This is a genomic window from Ideonella azotifigens (assembly GCF_021043325.1).
GTDB classification, from domain to species: domain Bacteria; phylum Pseudomonadota; class Gammaproteobacteria; order Burkholderiales; family Burkholderiaceae_C; genus Ideonella; species Ideonella azotifigens.
The window spans coordinates 280,929-298,329 of record NZ_JAJNKD010000005.1 but is presented as its reverse complement, the minus strand read 5'-3'; the positions used below and the strand labels follow the sequence as shown (position 1 = coordinate 298,329).

14 protein-coding genes and 1 tRNA gene are annotated in these 17,401 nt (G+C 67.5%); 6 read left to right on the top strand and 9 right to left on the bottom strand.

The window, feature by feature from the left end; genetic code table 11:
- Positions 1–11: 11 nt before the first annotated feature.
- Together LRH25_RS14020 and LRH25_RS14015 are read left to right on the top strand one after the other, a co-directional pair.
- The gene (locus LRH25_RS14020; protein ID WP_231011387.1) at positions 12–2,174 is read left to right on the top strand and encodes a xanthine dehydrogenase family protein molybdopterin-binding subunit; all 2,163 of its coding nucleotides are present in this window, start codon (positions 12–14) and stop codon (positions 2,172–2,174) included.
- 197 nt (positions 2,175–2,371) lie between these two features.
- Complete coding sequence (locus LRH25_RS14015; RefSeq protein ID WP_141284425.1) at positions 2,372–3,247, top strand: aldo/keto reductase; 876 nt, start codon at positions 2,372–2,374, stop codon at positions 3,245–3,247.
- Between the two features lie 101 nt (positions 3,248–3,348).
- On the opposite strand, the gene LRH25_RS14010 is transcribed toward LRH25_RS14015, so the two are convergent.
- The 6 genes from LRH25_RS14010 to LRH25_RS13985 all read right to left on the bottom strand — a co-directional run bounded on the left by LRH25_RS14010 (position 3,349) and on the right by LRH25_RS13985 (position 11,739).
- Positions 3,349–4,224, bottom strand: a complete 876-nt coding sequence (locus LRH25_RS14010) for an XdhC family protein (RefSeq protein ID WP_141284427.1) — start codon at positions 4,222–4,224, stop codon at positions 3,349–3,351.
- Positions 4,225–4,362: 138 nt separating this feature from the next.
- Positions 4,363–4,450: transfer RNA gene (locus LRH25_RS14005), tRNA-Ser, on the bottom strand.
- Between the two features lie 84 nt (positions 4,451–4,534).
- On the bottom strand, positions 4,535–8,782 hold the full coding sequence (locus LRH25_RS33100; RefSeq protein WP_231011386.1) for a DEAD/DEAH box helicase: 4,248 nt from the start codon (positions 8,780–8,782) through the stop codon (positions 4,535–4,537).
- Between the two features lie 71 nt (positions 8,783–8,853).
- The gene (serS, locus tag LRH25_RS13995) at positions 8,854–10,182 is read right to left on the bottom strand and encodes a serine--tRNA ligase (protein WP_141290126.1); all 1,329 of its coding nucleotides are present in this window, start codon (positions 10,180–10,182) and stop codon (positions 8,854–8,856) included.
- 109 nt (positions 10,183–10,291) lie between these two features.
- The gene (gene ispH, locus LRH25_RS13990; protein WP_141290127.1) at positions 10,292–11,275 is read right to left on the bottom strand and encodes a 4-hydroxy-3-methylbut-2-enyl diphosphate reductase; all 984 of its coding nucleotides are present in this window, start codon (positions 11,273–11,275) and stop codon (positions 10,292–10,294) included.
- A gap of 20 nt (positions 11,276–11,295) precedes the next feature.
- A complete protein-coding gene (locus tag LRH25_RS13985) occupies positions 11,296–11,739 on the bottom strand; it encodes an FKBP-type peptidyl-prolyl cis-trans isomerase (protein WP_141290125.1) in 444 nt (147 codons plus the stop codon).
- Positions 11,740–11,849: 110 nt separating this feature from the next.
- Between LRH25_RS13985 and radC the strand changes: the two genes are divergently transcribed.
- On the top strand, positions 11,850–12,524 hold the full coding sequence (radC, locus tag LRH25_RS13980; protein WP_141290124.1) for a RadC family protein: 675 nt from the start codon (positions 11,850–11,852) through the stop codon (positions 12,522–12,524).
- A 121-nt stretch (positions 12,525–12,645) separates the two neighbouring features.
- Positions 12,646–13,317, top strand: coding sequence for a Smr/MutS family protein (locus tag LRH25_RS13975; protein WP_231011385.1), 672 nt, complete (start codon positions 12,646–12,648; stop codon positions 13,315–13,317).
- Between the two features lie 202 nt (positions 13,318–13,519).
- Here the strand turns inward: LRH25_RS13975 and LRH25_RS13970 are convergent, their stop codons facing one another.
- Genes LRH25_RS13970 through LRH25_RS13960 form a run of 3 tightly spaced genes read right to left on the bottom strand, consistent with a single transcriptional unit; the run spans position 13,520 to position 15,473 of the window.
- On the bottom strand, positions 13,520–13,921 hold the full coding sequence (locus tag LRH25_RS13970; RefSeq protein ID WP_231011384.1) for a group II truncated hemoglobin: 402 nt from the start codon (positions 13,919–13,921) through the stop codon (positions 13,520–13,522).
- 20 nt (positions 13,922–13,941) lie between these two features.
- Complete coding sequence (locus LRH25_RS13965) at positions 13,942–14,727, bottom strand: MinD/ParA family protein (protein WP_141289882.1); 786 nt, start codon at positions 14,725–14,727, stop codon at positions 13,942–13,944.
- Positions 14,728–14,753: 26 nt separating this feature from the next.
- The gene (locus LRH25_RS13960; protein ID WP_141289883.1) at positions 14,754–15,473 is read right to left on the bottom strand and encodes a GGDEF domain-containing protein; all 720 of its coding nucleotides are present in this window, start codon (positions 15,471–15,473) and stop codon (positions 14,754–14,756) included.
- Positions 15,474–15,708: 235 nt separating this feature from the next.
- Between LRH25_RS13960 and LRH25_RS13955 the strand changes: the two genes are divergently transcribed.
- A complete protein-coding gene (locus LRH25_RS13955) occupies positions 15,709–16,578 on the top strand; it encodes a CheR family methyltransferase (RefSeq protein ID WP_141289884.1) in 870 nt (289 codons plus the stop codon).
- A 107-nt stretch (positions 16,579–16,685) separates the two neighbouring features.
- On the top strand, positions 16,686–17,342 hold the full coding sequence (gene cheD / locus LRH25_RS13950) for a chemoreceptor glutamine deamidase CheD (RefSeq protein ID WP_211361516.1): 657 nt from the start codon (positions 16,686–16,688) through the stop codon (positions 17,340–17,342).
- Positions 17,343–17,401 lie beyond the last annotated feature (59 nt).

The following is a 17,401-nucleotide window of genomic DNA, read 5'->3' as shown; positions in this document are numbered from 1 at the left end:
TTGGGAAAGAAATGACCCGCGTGGACGGGATCGCCAAAGTCACGGGCAAGGCCAAATACACGGCCGAGTTCCAGGTCCCGCATGTGGCCTACGGCTTCATCGTGCTGAGCACCGTGGCCAAAGGTCGGATCACCGCGATCGATGCCCGCGAGGCCGAGAACGCAGCGGGCGTGGTGCGCGTATTCACCCATCTGAACGCTGGCCGCCTGGGCAAGGCGCCAGCGGCCAGTGCGCCGCCGCAGTGGTCTTGGCCGCTGCAGTCGGATCGGGTGTTCTTCAACGGCCAGCCGATCGCATTGGTGGTCGCCGAAACTTACGAGCAGGCGCGCCATGCCGCACGGCTGGTCAAGGCCACCTATCAAACCGAGCCGCACGTCACCGAGTTGCAGACAGTGCTGGGCCGCGCCATGCCGATACCGCAGAACACGCTGCCACGCGGCGACCCGGCCGGCGCGCTGAAGTCGGCAGAGGTCAAAGTAGAGGCCGAATATCACATCCCGATCAACCACCACAATCCGATGGAGCCGCATGCGGCGATCGCGTTCTGGGAAGGTGAGAACCTCACGATTTTCGACAAGACACAGAACGTCTACGGCGTGCAGAAACACCTGGCCGAAGGCCTGGCCGTGCCGGCCGAGAACATCCGCGTGGTGTCGCCTTTCGTCGGTGGTGCCTTCGGCTCATCGCTCAAGCCCAACTACTACCCCTCGCTGACCGCCATGGCCGCGCGCGAACTCCGGCGTCCGGTCAAGGTGGTCTTCACCCGCACGCAGATGTTCACCGGCCACGGCTACCGGCCGCAGACGATCCAGAAGGTCGCGCTGGGCGCGGACCGCAGCGGCAAGTTGCAGGCCATCGTCCAGGAAGCGTTTCACAACACCTCGTCCTTCGAGGCGTTCTCGGACAACACCACCGGCTTTCTCAAACAGGTCTATGCCTGCGCGAACCTGGACATGCCGCTGAAGGTGGCAGCCACCGACTTGCCCACGCCGACCTGGATGCGCGCGCCCGGGGCGGTCAGCGGCATGTTCGCGCTGGAAAGCGCGATGGATGAGCTGTCCTATGCGCTAAAGATCGATCCGCTGCAACTGCGCCTGATCAACTACGCCGAGGTCGATCCGGTCAGCGGCAAGCCGTTCTCGAGCAAGGCCCTGCGCGAGTGCTACCGCCTGGGCGCGGAGAAGTTCGGCTGGAAGAACCGCAACCCTGAGCCGCGCTCGATGCGCGACGGCAAGCTGTTGGTGGGCTGGGGCATGGCGTCGAGCGTGTGGGGCGCGATGCAGATGCCTGCGAGCGCCAAGGTCACCTACCGCGCCGACGGAACCGCCAGCGTTGCCAGCGCGACCAGCGACATCGGACCCGGCACCTACACCGTGATGACCATGATCGCGGCGGAGTTCCTGGGCCTTCGGATGGATCAGGTGAAATTCGAGCTGGGTGATACACGCCAGCCTCAGGCCCCGGCGCAAGGCGGCTCGTGGACGACGTCCAGCGTCGGGTCTGCCGTGCGCGGCGCGGCGCTGACGATCACCGCCAAGCTGCTGGATTTGGCGAACCGCGAGGCCGCCTCGCCGCTGAGCGGCATCGCTGCCGAAAACGTCGAGATGCTCGATGGCCGCCTGCGCTCCAAGAGCGATCCTTCGCGCGCGGTCGACATTGCCGAGGTCATGCGGCGCACCGGTACCAACGAGATCACCGAAGTCTTTAACTCGACCCCATCACCCGAACGAGAAAAGTACGCCTCACTCGCCCACGGCGCCCAGTTCGTCGAGGTGAAGGTCGATCCCGACCTGGGCACGATGCGGGTGACCCGGGTGATCGAGATCACCGCCTGCGGAAAGATCCTCAACCCGCTGGCCTCGCACAGCCAGGAGATCGGCGGCGTGGTCTGGGGCATCGGGATGGCGCTGGAGGAAGCCACCGAAGTCGATCACCGCACGGGCCGCTTCATGACAGCCAACTTGCAGCATTACCACGTGCCGGTGAACGCCGACATCCACGCCATCGAGACCATCTTTGTGGAAGAAGACGACACCATCGTCAATCCACTGGGGGTCAAAGGCATGGGAGAGTTGGGCATGGTCGGCATTCCGGCCGCCATCGCCAATGCTGTGTATCACGCCACCGGCAAGCGCATCCGCGATCTACCGATCACCCCAGAGAAACTCCTGTGACTTCACCCAACCCGCAAGCTTGCGGTGGGTGGTGTGTTCTGGTCGCTGGATGTCGCCACCGGCAAGGGGCAATCGATTCCGGCGCGGGCTGCTCGCTTCGCTGTCCGCGCCAGTTGCGTTCTTCGTCCTCTGCGCGACGCCCGCGTCCCTGACGCCTGATCAGTCGTGCACAGAAAATTAACTACCGGAGAATCAAGATGAAAGTTGATGCCAGCCTTGCCGGTCAGTTCGCCATTGGCGGCGATCTGACGGTCAACCGCCTGGGCTTCGGCGCGATGCGCATCACCGGACCCAACGTGTGGGGCGAACCGGAGAACCGCGACGAGGCGATCCGCGTTCTGAAGCGCCTGCCGGAGATCGGTGTCGATCTGATCGACACGGCCGACAGCTACGGACCGTTCGTCAGCGAACAGCTCATCGCCGAGGCACTGCACCCTCACGGTAGGATCAAGATCGCAACCAAGGGCAGTCTCGTGCGCTACCCCGGCAACGCCACCAGCCCATCTTGGCCGGTGATCGGCGACCCCGCCTATCTGCGCCAGTGCGTTTACATGAGCCTGCGACGGCTGAAGCTCGAACAGATCGACCTCTGGCAGCTCCACCGCATCGACCCGAAGGTGCCGCGTGCAGAGCAGTTCGGCGCCATCCGCGAATTCATCGACGAAGGCCTGATTCGGCATGCCGGCCTGAGCCAGGTGCCGGTCGAGGCCATCGAAGAGGCGTGCAAGTACTTCCCAGTGGCAACGGTGCAGAACCGCTACAACCTGGCCGACCGGGCGGATGAGGACGTGCTCGACTACTGCGAGGCGAACGGGATCGGTTTCATCCCTTGGTTCCCGCTGGCGGCGGGCGCTCTCGTCAAACCCGGCGGAGCGGTGGACGCGCTCGCCAAGGCGAAGGGCGCCACGGCCGGCCAGATCGCACTGGCCTGGCTGTTGAAGCGCAGCTCCGTGATCCTGCCCATTCCCGGCACGAGCACGATGGCTCACCTGGAGGAAAACGTGGCCGCCGCGGCGATCACACTCAGCGACGAGGAATTTGCCGAACTTGATGCTGCTGCCCCGCGCGGTTGAACCCATGCACACGGCCTGCCGGCTGCGGCTGCCGCGGCCTGTGCAGGCGTGCGCCTTTCACCTTGAATAACCCGACCGAGCCCTCGGGCCTGGATCTGCCGTCAGATCAAATCTTCACGAACTCTCGCTTCCGACCCGACGTTGAAGTGCTCGCCAAGACGCTGCCTGCACGCCAGGCTGTTGCGCCGGCTTCCGATGGCACCGATGTACATCGCCTGGGTCGCAAGGGCATCGATCAGCGCGAGGTCGTCGAGCTTCGGGTCGTGGCTCAGCGCAATGACGGCGGTGCGCCGGTCCGGGCGGAAGGCGACGACGGCGTCGTCCGGCATGTCCGTCACGATCCGCGCGCCCGGCACGCTCCACGAACCAAGGTCCTCGCGCCGGGGGTCGCAGACGGTGACTGCAAAACCGTTGAAGAGCGCCATCGTGGCCAGGTACTCCGCCAGCTGCCCCGCGCCGATGAGCAGCATGCGGTAACCGGGGCCGAAGGTCTGCGATGCGAAGTCCGCATTGAGCTGCAAGGCCTCCGGCGCGCTCCTGTCGGCCAGCGACGCCGAGCCGTCGATCAAGCGAACCGTGCGGCGAACGAGTCGCCCCTCGGCGAGTGCGTCGACAAGCACTTGCAGCGGCTCGACAGCAGGGTCGAACTCCGCCAGCAGTTCGAGCGTGCCGCCACAAGGCAGGCCGAAGCGCCGCGCTTCGTCCGAGTTGACGCCGTAGCGCATGAAGGTGCGGGCGGCTTCATCCGGCTGGCGCCAGGCAGTGCGGCCAGTCACCAGCCGATGCAGGAGATCGTCCTCGATGCACCCACCGCTGACCGATCCGACCACCGCGCCGTCGGCAGCCAGCGCTGTTGGCGCCGACCGGAAACTGAGCCGCTCAGTTTCCGGTCGGCGCCAACAATGTGAATGGGCGGAGTGCAAGCACAGGGCGACGGGATGTCTGTTGGAACTGCGCGACGCAGCGCTCACTTCCATTTGAAAGTGGTTACCAGCTCTTTAGTCCGTCGCTACCACGCTACAAGTCAAACAATGCTGAAGCGGACTCAGCCTTGTAGGTAGATATGTAGGTAGGAAATGAAAACGGGGCGCAAGGCCCCGTGTTTCATCGACTTTTGGCGGAGAGGGAGGGATTCGAACCCTCGGTACGTTTCCGTACGCCTGATTTCGAGTCAGGTACAATCGACCACTCTGCCACCTCTCCTGATAGGTGCACCCGTGGTCACCGGGTGAAGCCTTAGATTCTAGCTCAGGTTCTGAGCCTTCCGCGAAGCTCGCGGAAAGTATTTCATGCCCCCGGTTCTTCCTTGTCTTCGCGCATCAAGGCGATGAGTTCGTTTGCGCTGGGCAGTGCGGTGGTTTCCTGGCCTTCTAGCAGCAGGTCCGCGAGTTCGCGCTTGTCGCGGTGCAGCGTGAGGATCTTTTCCTCCAGCGTGCCTTCGGCCACCAGGCGGTAGACCGTCACCGGGCGCTGTTGGCCGATGCGGTGGGCGCGGCCGCTGGCCTGGTCTTCGGCGGCGGGGTTCCACCAGGGGTCGGCGATCACCACGTAGTCGGCCACCGTCAGGTTCAGGCCGAAGCCGCCGGCTTTCAGGCTGATGAGGAACAGCTCGCCCTGCCCGCCCTGGAAAGCGTCGACGCGCTTCATGCGTTCGGCCGCGGGCGTGCTGCCGTCCAGGTACTGGTAGGCGATGCCGGCTTCGTCCAGTGGCGCTTTCAGCAGCGTCAGGAAGTCGACGAACTGGCTGAAGACCAGCGCCTTGTGACCGTTGGCGACCAGTTCGGCGGCCAGCTCGCCAAAGGCCTTGACCTTCGCACCGACCAGGCTCAGGTGCGGGCTTGCCAGGCGCGGGTCGCAGGCGGCCCGGCGCAGCTTCGTCAGCCCGGCCAGGATGTTGAACTGGGCCTGGCCGATGGCGTCGCCCGAGAGGCTGCGCTCTGCCGCGACCAATGCGTCTCGCCGCAAGGCTTCGTAGTGCGCCTGCTCGGCCGCTTCCAGCGGTATTTTCAGGACCAGCTCGGTGCGCGGCGGCAAATCGTCCAGCACCTGGGCCTTGGTGCGGCGCAGGATGAAGGGCGCGATCAGGCGGCGCAGCTGGCGTTGGGCGGTCTTGTCGCGCTGGCGCTCGATGGGTCCGGCAAAACGCTCGTTGAAGCGTGCCATCGTGCCGAGCAGACCGGGATTGCAGGCGCGCATCACGGACCACAATTCGCCCAACCTGTTCTCGATTGGGGTACCTGAAAGTGCCAGGCGGAACCGGGCCTGCAGCGCAAACACGGCCTGGCTGCGCTTGGCCGCGGCGTTCTTGATCGCCTGGGCCTCGTCCATCACCAGCGTGGCCCATTCTCGGGCGGCAAAGCGCTCGGCGTCCTGCTGCAGCAGCGCATACGAGACCAGCAGCACGCTGCCGGGGGTGTCGGTCGCAATCTGGGCCGTGCGGTCTGCCCCGGCTTCGCCAAACACCTGCACGCTGAGCGAGGGCGCGAAGCGGCGCGCCTCGGCGCGCCAGTTGCCAACCAGCGAGGTGGGCGCGACAACCAGCGCCGGCCCTTTGGATGCGCGCGACAGCAGCACCGCCAGCGCCTGCAGCGTCTTGCCAAGGCCCATGTCGTCTGCCAGGCAGGCCCCAAGCCCGGCCGAGGCCAGGCGCATGGCCCACTCGAAACCTTCTTCCTGGTACGGCCGCAGGCTGGCCTGCAGCGTGGCCGGCAGCGCGGGCACAACCCGCCGGGCTTCGTCCAGCTCGGCCAGGCGGCGGGCGAACGCATCGTCCACCGTCAGCTGGCTGCCTTCGGCCAGTTCCTGCAGCCAGGGTGCCGCCACCTTGGGCAGGCGCAGCGACGTCAGGTCGTCCTTGCCGGACTTGGCTTCCGCCACTGCGGCCAGGTCGGCCAGGCGCTCGCGCAGCTCCTGTGTGAGCGCCAGGTAGCGGCCATCGCCCAGCGGCACGAAGCGACTCTTGGCGCCGCTGTGCAGGCCCATCAACTGCTGCAGGCTCAGCACCAGCGCTTCGTCGACTGCCAGGTCGCCGTCCAGCGCCAACCATTCCTGGCGGGTGTGCACCCGCAGCGCCAATTGGGCCAGGCCTGCGGTGTCCACGCGCAAGGCCTTGCCCTGCGGCCAGTCCAGTGCCTGCAAGGCATTCAGCGGACGCAACCTTTCGACCAAGGTCAGTGCCTGTTCGGCATCGTCCAGCAGCCATTCGCAGGGTGCGCCGGCAGGCAGCGGCGGCAGCATCGGGCAGGCGTCCAGCACCGTGTCCAGGTGCTCGCGCTCCGCGGCGAGGTCGCGCTGCACGCCAATGGTTTCGCCCTTGACCGCGGCCACCACGCGCGCACGACCACCGCCCGGCACCAGGCGCGGGCCATCGTCGGCATGGTCAGGGCCAAAGGGCGCGGCGACCAGGCGGAGTTGCAGGCCATCGCCCACGGGAGACAGCTCGGCGCGCAGCCGTGAATCCGCGGTCAGCTCACGTGCGGCCTGCGCGCTCTGCGCTTCGTCGCTGTGGATGCGGAAATGCGTGCCCAGGCCGGTCAGCACCTCCTGCAGCTGGGCCACACCCTGCTGCGGAATGTCCAGGCCCTCGGGGCCGAGCAACTGGGCCACGCGTTTTTGCGCCGGCGTCAGGCGGATCAGCCGCGCGCGTTGCGGGCTGTCTCGCACCACGGTGATCAGGCGCAGCTGGTCCAGCTCCTTCTGCTCGGCGGCGCTGCCGGACCAGCGCGGCGTGGCGTCGTCGCCCACCACCTGCAGCGTGGGCCACAGGCGCACGCGCAGGCGCTCGCCTTCACGGGTCACGTCCAGCTCGGGGCCGGCTTCGGTCAGCTCGACCTTGGTCTCCAGCGCATCGTCGAACACCAGGCCGGGGTGGCCAACCAATGCGGCAGCAGCGGCAGCGAGGTCGAAACGCACCTGGCGGCTGTAGGCCTCCTGTTTCAGCGTGCGGGCCACGCGGGCATCGTGCGGCGGCAGCGACTCCGCGGTGCGCTGCAGCCGTGTCAACGGCACGTCCTTGGGCTTGCCCCAGCCGCGCACGCCGCGCTTCTGCTCCATGGCCTGCAGGTCCAGCACCTGGCCCTGGCGGCCCAGCTCCAGCACCCACAGCAGCTGGGTTTCATCCGAGGACGTGGCGCCCGCGGCTGGCTCGGGCGCAACCACCGCGCGCAGTGCGTCCAGCGCCACTTCCCAGCGCTCACGAGCACCGCGGATGAAGAACACCGTCTGCACGCGTTCGCCGGACAACACCTGCAGCGCAGCGCGCAACTGGCCGGACAGGAATGCCAGCCCTGCCCCATCAAGCTGTGCCTGCAGGCGCTGTGCGGCGTCCATCTCGTCGATGGACAGTGGCTCGGGCTGCGCGCCTTCCTTGAGCCATGCGCGCATCAGCCAGCGCCACAGGTCCAGCGGCGAGGTCTGCACCCTGCCGCCCAGCGTGTACGGGCGGAAAGGCCCCAACTCGCGCGGCACGTCGCCCAGCCGCATCTGGATGGCAAGTGCGATGAAGCCATACGGCCCGTCCAGTACCGGCTCGCGCTTGCCGCCTTCGGCCAGGCAGAACTTCAGTGCCTTGCGCAGTTGCTCCGGGCCGCCCTGGGCCAACAGCGCCATGGGATACCAAGGGCCGATGACGGTCGAGACAAAGCGGCTGCGCTTGCCGCTGAGCTTGCGCAGCGCCGCCAGGCTGGTCTCGAAACAGGTTTCGGCTTCGACCCATTGGCCGGCATGCGCCAGCTCGACGCCACGCAGGCATTCCCGCATGGCCAGTCGGCCCGGCAGGGTGGCATCGGCCTGGCCTTCGGGCGCGGGGCGCAGCGCGGGCGCCAGCAATTCGTCCAGCTGAGACAGTTCACCGGTGCAGCAGAAGGCCTCGGCCAGGCACCAGCGCAACAGGTTGGTGGACACCGGCTCGCTGGGCTGGCGGGCAGATTCCTGCAGCAGCGCGCTGACGGTGGCCGGCAGGTCCATGCCGGTGGGCAGGCGCCAGTTGTGGGTCCAGCCCATGACCAGGTCCAGCATCGCCAGCGCACGCACTTCGACGTGCAGCCAGTCGACCATGGGCGGCGCCATCAGGCCTTCCAGCACGGCCGGCAACAGTTGCTCCACAGCGTCGCAGCCCCAGGGCAGGCGCGATTCGAGCTGGCGCAGCTTCGCCAGCTCACCGCCGCTCAGTGCCTCCAGGCGCAGGCGGGCGACGGCGGCTTCGACCGACGGGAGACGCCCGTCGTAGCGCGAATGGCCAATGCTGATCGCGGGGTAACCGTCGACCATCGCCAGCGTGCTGCGCAAGGTCTCCAGCGACAGGTCCAGCAGGGCAGACCAGGCGGGGGCCAGCGCCCTGGGCGCAGGCGTCCAGAAGCCGGTGCGCCGCAGGTCCTGCTCGACCCAGCCGGCCTTGGCCAGTGCTTGCAAGGTCAGCCGGATGGCGTCCTGCGTCGGCCTGCGGCCGGACTCGCTTCGCAGCGTGGGCTCGGCCAGCAGCTCGAAAATCCAGGTGCGCGGGCGCGGCACTGCGCCCAGCGCCAGCGCCGTGAGCACCTCGCGGGCCAGCGGCGGGAGCGCGTCCCAGCTCGCGTCGCCGGCGGGCAGCGGGTCGTCGTTCAGGGCGCTCAGGGCTTCAGCACCGTCTGGTCGCCCATGTAGGGCTGCAATGCATCGGGCACCAGCACCGATCCATCCGCCTGCTGATAGTTTTCCAGCACGGCGACCAGCGCGCGGCCGACCGCCAGGCCAGAGCCATTCAGCGTGTGCACGAACTCGGTCTTGCCCTGGGCGTTCTTGAAGCGGGCCTGCATGCGGCGGGCCTGGAAATCGCCCATGTTCGAGCAGGAGCTGATCTCGCGGTAGGTGTTCTGCGCCGGCACCCACACTTCCAGGTCATAGGTCTTGGTCGCGCCAAAGCCCATGTCGCCGGTGCACAGCAGCATCACGCGGTACGGCAAGCCCAGCTTCTGCAGGATGGCCTCGGCGTGGCGTGTCATCGCCTCCAGCGCGTCCTGGCTCTGGTCGGGCGCGGTGACCTGCACCATCTCGACCTTGTCGAACTGGTGCTGGCGGATCAGGCCGCGGGTGTCGCGGCCCGCCGAGCCGGCTTCGGAGCGGAAGCACGGGCTGTGCGCGGTGAGCTTCACCGGCAGCTGGTCGGCGGCGAGGATCTGCTCGCGCACGGTGTTGGTCAGCGAGATTTCCGAGGTCGAGATCAGGTACTGCTCGGCCTGGCTTTCGTCGCCACCGCGGCTGACCCAGAACATGTCTTCCTTGAACTTCGGCAGTTGCCCGGTGCCCTCCAGGATCTCGCGGTTGACGATGTACGGCGTGTAGCACTCGGTGTAGCCATGGTGCAGCGTGTGCTGGTCCAGCATGAACTGGGCAAGCGCGCGGTGCAGCCGGGCGATGGGGCCTTTCATGAAGGTGAAGCGCGAGCCGCTGAGCTTGGCGCCAGTCTCGAAATCCAGGCCCAGCGGGGCGCCCAGGTCCACGTGGTCGCGCACCGGGAAGTCGAAGCTGCGAGGGCCTTCGCCGTTCGGGCTCCAGGCGCGCACTTCGACGTTGCCGCCTTCGTCCACGCCGACAGGCACCGATTCGTGCGGCAGGTTGGGCACGCCCATCAGCATCAGCGCCAGCTCGCCTTGCAGCGCTTCCAGGCGCTCGGCGCCAGCCTTCTGCTCGTCGCCAATGGCGTTGACTTCGTTCATCAGCTCGGTGACCTGGGCGCCGGTGTCTTCGCCCTTGGCGGCCTTGCCCTTCAACATGCCGATCTGCTTGGACAGGCTGTTGCGCCGGGCCTGCATTTCCTCGGTGCGCATCTGCAGCTGCTTGCGCTCGGCTTCGAGGGAGACAAAGCGGGTTTCGTCGAGGAAGGGCTGCGGGTCCTTGCGGGTGGCGAGGCGGGCCAGGACGGCGGGCAGGTCGCGCCGCAGCAGGCTGATGTCTAGCATGGGATGCTTTCTACGAATGCGGTGGGGCCCGTGGGCCCGGAACAAGAAGGATCGCGCGCGGCCAGCGGCCACGCGGCAGGAAATGGCAGCTGCGAAGGCCGGCGCCAGCTCAAGATCGCGAAGCCGCGAACTCGGCCATGGACTTGTCGCCCAGGCCCTTGGGCAGCGGGAATTCGATGGTTTCCTGCACACCAGCCAGGCGGCGCACCGAGACCGAACCCAGCGCCTTCAGGCGCGCAATGACCTGCTGCACCAGCACGTCGGGCGCCGAAGCGCCGGCCGTCAGCCCCACGCGCGGGCGGTCAACCAGCCAGCTGGCTTGCAGATCGTCGGCCGAATCGACCATGTGGGCCGGCGTGCCCAGGCGCTCGGCCAGCTCGCGCAGGCGGTTGCTGTTGGAGCTGGTAGGGCTGCCGACGACGATCACCACGTCCACCTTGGGCGCCAGCACCTTGACAGCGTCCTGGCGGTTCTGCGTGGCGTAGCAGATGTCCTGCTGCTTGGGCTCGCGCACGTTCGGGAACCGCGCCTTCACGGCGGCCAGGATCTCGGCCGCGTCGTCCACGCTGAGCGTGGTCTGCGTGACGACTGCGAGCTGGTCCGGCTTGGTGACCGGTGCGGTGGCCACATCGGCCACGTCCTCCACCAGGAAGATGCCCTCCAGCAGCTGGCCCATGGTGCCTTCGACTTCCGGGTGGCCCTTGTGGCCGATCATGATGAACTGGAAGCCCTCGCGCGCCAGCTTGGCCACTTCGACGTGGACCTTGGTGACCAGCGGGCAGGTCGCGTCGTAGATCTGGAAGCCGCGCGCAGCGGCCTCCTGCTGCACGGCCTTGGACACGCCGTGGGCCGAGAAGATCAGCGTGGCGCCGGGCGGCACGTCGGACAGCTCCTCGATGAAGATCGCGCCCTTCTGCTTCAGGTCGTTGACCACGTAGGTGTTGTGCACGATCTCGTGGCGCACATAGATCGGCGCGCCGAATTTGAGCAGCGCGCGCTCGACGATCTCGATCGCCCTGTCCACGCCGGCGCAGAAGCCGCGCGGCTCGGCCAGCAGGATGTCACCGGGCTGGGCCTCGGTCACCGGCGTCATGGGAGCGGTCACAGCGGAATTCATAGCACGCCAATCACCTGCACCTCGAAGGTCACGGCAGCGCCGGCCAGCGGGTGGTTGAAGTCGAACAGCAGCCAGTCGCCACCCAGCTCGCGGATCACGCCGGCAAAGCGGCCGGTGCCGTCCGGCGTGGGGAACTCGACCACATCGCCCAGATGGTACTCGGCCTGCGGGTCGCCATGCTCGGCCAGCAGGCCACGCTTGACGCGCTGCAGCATCTCCGGGTTGCGCGGGCCGAAGGCCTCGCCCGGTTCGAGCACGAAGCTCGTGCGCACGCCCTCTTCCAGGCCCAGCAGACGCGCCTCGATGGCAGGCGCCAGTTGCCCTGCGCCAAGCGTCAGTGTGGCCGGCTTGTCGTTGAAGGTGGTGACGACGTCGGCGCCGTCCGGGCCCGCGAGCCGGTAGTGCAAAGTCAGGAAGGATCCCGGCTGGATGGTGTTCACAAGGCGCTGCCTGTACTGGTAATCTGGAAACGATTTTAAGGGCGACCCCGACACAGAACGATGCGGCGCCCCGAACACCACACGACAAGCATCACCCAGGGAGGGTGTCCATGGACATGAAAGACATGCCGGCTGCACTTCGGCCGCGCGAAAAGCTGCTGGCGCAGGGCCCGGCAGCGCTGGCCGATGCCGAGTTGCTGGCGCTGCTGCTGCGCACCGGCATCCAGGGCAAGGGCGTGCTGGTGATGGCCGGCGAACTGCTCGCCAGCTTCGATGGCTTCGGCGGCCTGCTGCAGGCCAGCGCGGACGACTTCCGCCGCGTCAAGGGCCTGGGGCCGGCCAAGCGTGCCGAGCTGGCCGCGGTGATGGAAATGGCCCGCCGCGCGCTGCTGCAGCCCATGCAGCGCGGCCCGGTGTTCGACAGCCCCGGCCGTGTGAAGGACTTCGTGTCCCTGCAACTCGCGCGCCGCGAACAGGAGGTGTTCGGGGTGCTGTTCCTGGACAGCCAGCACCGGCTGATCGAATGGCGCGAGCTGTTCCAGGGCACGCTGTCGCAGACCAGCGTCTACCCGCGCGAAATCGTCAAGCTGGCGCTCGCGTTGAATGCCGGCGCGCTGATCCTGGCGCACAACCACCCGTCCGGCCTGGCGGAGCCGTCCAAGGCAGACGAATACCTCACGCAATCGCTGAAGGCCGCGCTGCAGATGGTGGACGTGCGGGTGCTGGACCACCTGGTGGTGGGTGCCGGCCAGGTGGTGAGCTTCGCGGAACGTGGGTTGATCTGACCCGCTGCCGCTGACCCGCCCGGGCAGTCGGGTAGCGAGGCTGTTGTAGGCTTGGCAGCAGTGAGCAGCCGCCAAGCGCAAGCAAGCGGCTGCCAAACGGATTGGCCAGCGAGGATGTGCCGTGAAAGTCAATGGCCTGAAGGAGTTGGGGCGGCTGCGCGACGCCTTGCGCGAGGCCGAAGCGCAGGCCGCCGCCGAGCGCGCGCGCCAGGCAGCAGAGCGGGCCCGCCGCGAGCGCGAGCGCAACCTGTTCACCAGCAGCGTGGGGCCTGTGCGGCCGATGAAGCCCAGCAGCCGCGCCCTGCCCAGCCGCACGCCGCCTTCGCCCGAGCCACGCCAGCGCGAGCTGGACGAGCAGGCGGCGCTGCGCGAGGCGCTCTCCGACGAGGTCGACGTCGAATCGCTGCTGCTGACCGATGACGGCCTGAGCTACCGCCGGCCGGACGTCAGCGAGGCGGTGCTCGCCAAGCTGCGCAAAGGCCACTGGTCCATCCAGGGTGAGCTGGACCTCCACGGCATGCGGCGCGACGAAGCGCGCGACACCCTGTCCGACTTCATCCGCCTGGCCCACCAGCACAGCCGGCGCTGCCTGCGCGTGGTGCACGGCAAAGGCCACGGCTCGCCGGGGCGCGAGCCGGTGCTGAAGTCCAAGGTGCAGCGCTGGCTGGCGCAGCGGCGAGAGGTGATTGCGTTTGCGCAGGCCGCCGGGCCGCAAGGCGGCGCGGGCGCGTTGATCGTGCTGCTGGGCAGCCGCGACGGCCAGACCGGCCACGCCGCCAGGCAACCGCGCTGAGGCTGTACCCCGGCGAGCCGGGTGCCCCAACGCAGCCGCCGCACGGCCGCCCCGAAGGCGGCTGCGCAACCCGCCTGGCGGGTGGTTCGCCGTACCCGGCGAACCGGGTGCGCCACCGCAGCCGCCGCACGGCCGCCCCGAAGGCGGCTGCGCGACCCGCTTGGCGGGTGGTTCGCTGTACCCGGCGAACCGGGTGCACCATTCAACCGGGTCGGTTGCGCATCCAGTCGGCGGTTTCAAACAGGCTGCGCTCCAGCCTGGCCTTCAGCTCGGCCGGCACGGCCCGGTCTTCCATTGCCTGGAACATGCAGGCCAGCCATTGGTCGCGTTCGACCTGGCCGATGGCAAACGGCAAATGCCGGGCGCGCAGCCGTGGATGGCCGAAGCGTTCAATGTAGTGGCTGGGGCCGCCGAGCCAGCCGCAGAGGAACCAGAACAGCTTGTCGCGGGCGTCGTCCAGCGTGCTGCCGTGCACCTCGCGCAACCGGGCAAAGCCGGGTTCGAGGTCCATCAGGTCATAGAAGTGATCCACCAGGGCGCGCACGCCGGGTTCGCCGCCGAGTTGCGTGAAGGGCGTGGTGGCGTCGATAGAGTTTTCGGTCACGGTTCGAAAATGGGGGAGGGTCAGCTGGTCAGGCGCGTGGCCACGGCCAGGACGGCTTGCGCGGCGGCACTGCCGGGAAAGCATTCCAGCATCAACTGTCGCCGCCGCACGGCGTCGCGCACCGCGGCGTCCACCGGAATTTCGCCGACGAACTCCAGCTTCAGCGGCGCCTCCAAGCTGGGCGTCACGTAGCGGTCCACCACCTGCTGCAGCTGTCCGCGGATGGTGCGGCCTTCGCCGGTCTGGGTGACCTGGTTGACCAGCAGCTTCAGGTCGCGCCGGCCCTGGGTGGTGGCCAGTACCTTGATGGTGGCGTAGGCGTCGGTCAACGAGGTGGGTTCGGGCGTGGCCACGACCAGCACCTCGTCGGCCAGCGAAACGGTGTAGAGCACCACGTCGGAAATCCCGGCGCCGGTGTCCAGCAGGATGCGGTCGAAGCGCGGCCGCATCTGCTGGATCACGTCGACCAGTTGGTCGCGCACCTCGGGCGTGAGGCGCGAGTACTCGACCATGCCCGAGCCTGCCAGCAGCACGTGGAAGCCGCCGGGTGCGGCCATCACGGCCTCCTCCAGCTTGTGCTTGCCGGTGAAGACGTCGTGCAGCGTGATCTTGGGGAACAGGTTCAGGACCACGTCGAGGTTGGCCAGGCCGAGGTCGGCGTCCAGCACCAACACCTTCTCTCCACGGCGCACAAGCGCAGCCGCAAGGTTGGCCGAGACAAAGGTCTTGCCGACGCCGCCCTTGCCGCTGGTGACGGCGGTGATGCGTGCGCGGCGGGTGCCGCTGGCAGCAGGGAGTTCACTCATGGGAGACGGGTTGGAAGACACGGCACTCATTCGAGATCCCCAGGCATGGTGGTCCCGAACAGCAGGCCCTTCTCTTCGGCACTGACGTTGGACACAGGCGTGGGCTCCAGACAGGTTCGGTTGCGGCCTTCGGACTTGGCGCGGTAGAGCTGCAGGTCGGCGCGTTCGGTCCACAGCGCAGGCGTGGAACGCACCCACTGCGGCGCATAGGCCCCACCAACGCTGACGGTGATGCCAAGGCGCAGCGAGAGCCCGGCGGTGATGACCTTCTGCTCGATGCGCTGGCGTATCCGCTCGGCCACGGTCTGGCCGAAGGCGGGCGGGCAATTGGGCAGGATGACGGCGAATTCCTCGCCGCCAATGCGGGCTGGCAAGTCCATCGGCCGCACGCATTCGGCCAGGCATTCGGCGACCGCGCGGATCACCTGATCGCCGACGATGTGGCCGTGATGGTCGTTGACGCGCTTGAAATGGTCGATGTCCAGCATCAGCAGCAGCGCAGGCTCGCCGGAGCGGGCTACGCGGTCGATTTCACGGTTCAACGCGGCCTCGAAGGCACGGCGGTTGGACAGCCCGGTCAGGGCGTCGCGACTGGAGATCTCGCACAGGCCGTCGATCACCGCCTGCAGCCACGCGGCGCTGCCCGGCGCGCCGGGCAAGGCGTCGCGACCCGACTGCTGCAGCAACTGCAGCGCCCGGTCCAGCTGCAGTGCAGCGGGGTCCGCGGGGGGGAGGGATTCGGGCAAAGCGCTCACGGAGTGTGAATTACTGCTGACACAAGGGAATTTCGAATCAGTCTAGCAGTGCGCTACCGGCACCAACAGGCCGAAAAAGGGATGCGAACGCCCGCTAACTCCGACCCTCGGGCTGGGGCTAATTTGCAAGACTGCCAGCCATCGCCACACCTGCGGACATCCGTGCCGGGCAGCGGTACGCCATTCGTGGGCGAACCGCAGGCCGCACCCGCCACACAGAGACATCATGAACGCATCCCTTGAAGCACAGCGAAGCCCGGCCAGTGGCGAGACCGATCTCGGGGAGCAGGAGTTCACCTTTGCCTCGGCCGACTTCGAGCGGGTGCGCAAGCTGATCTACCAGCGTGCCGGCATCAGCCTGCACGAGGGCAAGCGGGCGATGGTCTACAGCCGGCTGTCGCGCCGGCTGCGCGAGACCGGCCACCGCAGCTTCAAGGACTACCTGCAATGGCTGGAGAGCGCCACCGGCCCGTCGGGCGACGAGGAATGGCAGCAGTTCATCAACTGCCTGACCACCAACCTGACCTCCTTCTTCCGCGAAGAACATCACTTCCACGCGCTGGCCGAAGCCCTGCGCGGCATGGGCGGCAAGGCGCCGCGCATCTGGTGCTGCGCGGCCTCGACCGGCGAAGAGCCCTATTCCATCCTGATGACGCTGGCAGAGTCGCTGGGCGAGCGCAGCGGCGCACGCCTGACCGCCAGCGACATCGACACCAAGGTGCTGGCCACCGCCCGCCAGGGCGTGTACGCAGCCGACTCGCGCGGCCTGTCGCCTGAGCGGCTGAAGCGCCACTTCATGCGCGGCACCGGGGCCAACAGCGGCTTCATCCGTGTGAAGCCTGAGCTGGCGCAGATGGTCGAGTTCAAGCCCTTCAACCTGATGACCCCGCGCTGGGCCATGGGCGAGCCGTTCGACATGGTGTTCTGCCGCAACGTGATGATTTATTTCGACCACGACACGCAGCGCAAGGTGCTGGAGCGCATCCACAGCGTGATGAAGCCGGGCGGGCTGCTGTTTGTCGGCCACTCCGAGAACTTCACCGACGCGCGCGACCTGTTCACGCTGCGCGGCAAGACGATCTACCAACATGTGTGACGCCTGCCGCGCTTGCAGCAGCACCCTCGCCTCCTCTGATTTTTGCGACTGACGGAACCCAGCCCATGGCCACTCTGCCCTCTGCTTCCCTCGCTGGTGCCCGCGGCATGCCGCCGCCGCCTCCCCTGTTGAGTGCCGGCATGGGTGCCAAGTCCGGCCGGCTGGAGCGGCTGAAGGCCGCGCCGCGCAAGCCGGGCGAAGCCTCGTTCTTCTTCTATGACGCGCACTTCAAGAACGAAGCCGTGAAGATCCTGCCCGGCGAGTACTTCGTCGACAACGAAGACCTGCTGGTGATGACCACGCTGGGCTCGTGCATTGCCGCCTGCCTGTGGGACCGCAATGCCAAGGTCGGCGGCATGAACCACTTCATGCTGCCCGACGGCGCCGGCGACTCCGGCCGCTATGGCAGCTACGCGATGGAACTGCTGATCAACGAGATGATGAAGCGTGGTGCTTCGCGGCTGACGATGGAGGCCAAGGTCTTCGGCGGCGGCGCGGTGATCAGCGGCATGAACTCGATCAACGTCGGTGAGCGCAACACCAAGTTCGTGATCGACTTCCTCGCGACCGAGCGCATTCCCATCGTCTCCAAGGATGTGATGGACATCTACCCGCGCAAGGTCTGTTTCCTGCCGTACAGCGGCAAGGCCATGGTCAAGCGCCTGGCACCGGCGAATGCCGAGGCCCTGGTCGCACAGGACCGCATGGCAGCGCAGAAGGCGGCACCGGCCACCACGGGCGGCGGCTCGGTCGACCTGTTCTGAACGACGCACGCACTCACAAGACAAGGCAGCAGGCCAATCCGAATGGCCGTTCCTGGAGA

Coding starts and splice junctions, on each gene's coding strand:
- LRH25_RS14020 (WP_231011387.1), top strand. CDS start 12: ATGACCCGCGTGGACGGGATCGCCAAAGTCACGGGCAAGGCCAAATAC.
- LRH25_RS14015 (WP_141284425.1), top strand. CDS start 2,372: ATGAAAGTTGATGCCAGCCTTGCCGGTCAGTTCGCCATTGGCGGCGAT.
- LRH25_RS14010 (WP_141284427.1), bottom strand. CDS start 4,224: ATGGAAGTGAGCGCTGCGTCGCGCAGTTCCAACAGACATCCCGTCGCC.
- serS (WP_141290126.1), bottom strand. CDS start 10,182: ATGCTAGACATCAGCCTGCTGCGGCGCGACCTGCCCGCCGTCCTGGCC.
- ispH (WP_141290127.1), bottom strand. CDS start 11,275: ATGACGCCGGTGACCGAGGCCCAGCCCGGTGACATCCTGCTGGCCGAG.
- radC (WP_141290124.1), top strand. CDS start 11,850: ATGGACATGAAAGACATGCCGGCTGCACTTCGGCCGCGCGAAAAGCTG.
- LRH25_RS13965 (WP_141289882.1), bottom strand. CDS start 14,727: ATGAGTGAACTCCCTGCTGCCAGCGGCACCCGCCGCGCACGCATCACC.
- LRH25_RS13955 (WP_141289884.1), top strand. CDS start 15,709: ATGAACGCATCCCTTGAAGCACAGCGAAGCCCGGCCAGTGGCGAGACC.
- cheD (WP_211361516.1), top strand. CDS start 16,686: ATGCCGCCGCCGCCTCCCCTGTTGAGTGCCGGCATGGGTGCCAAGTCC.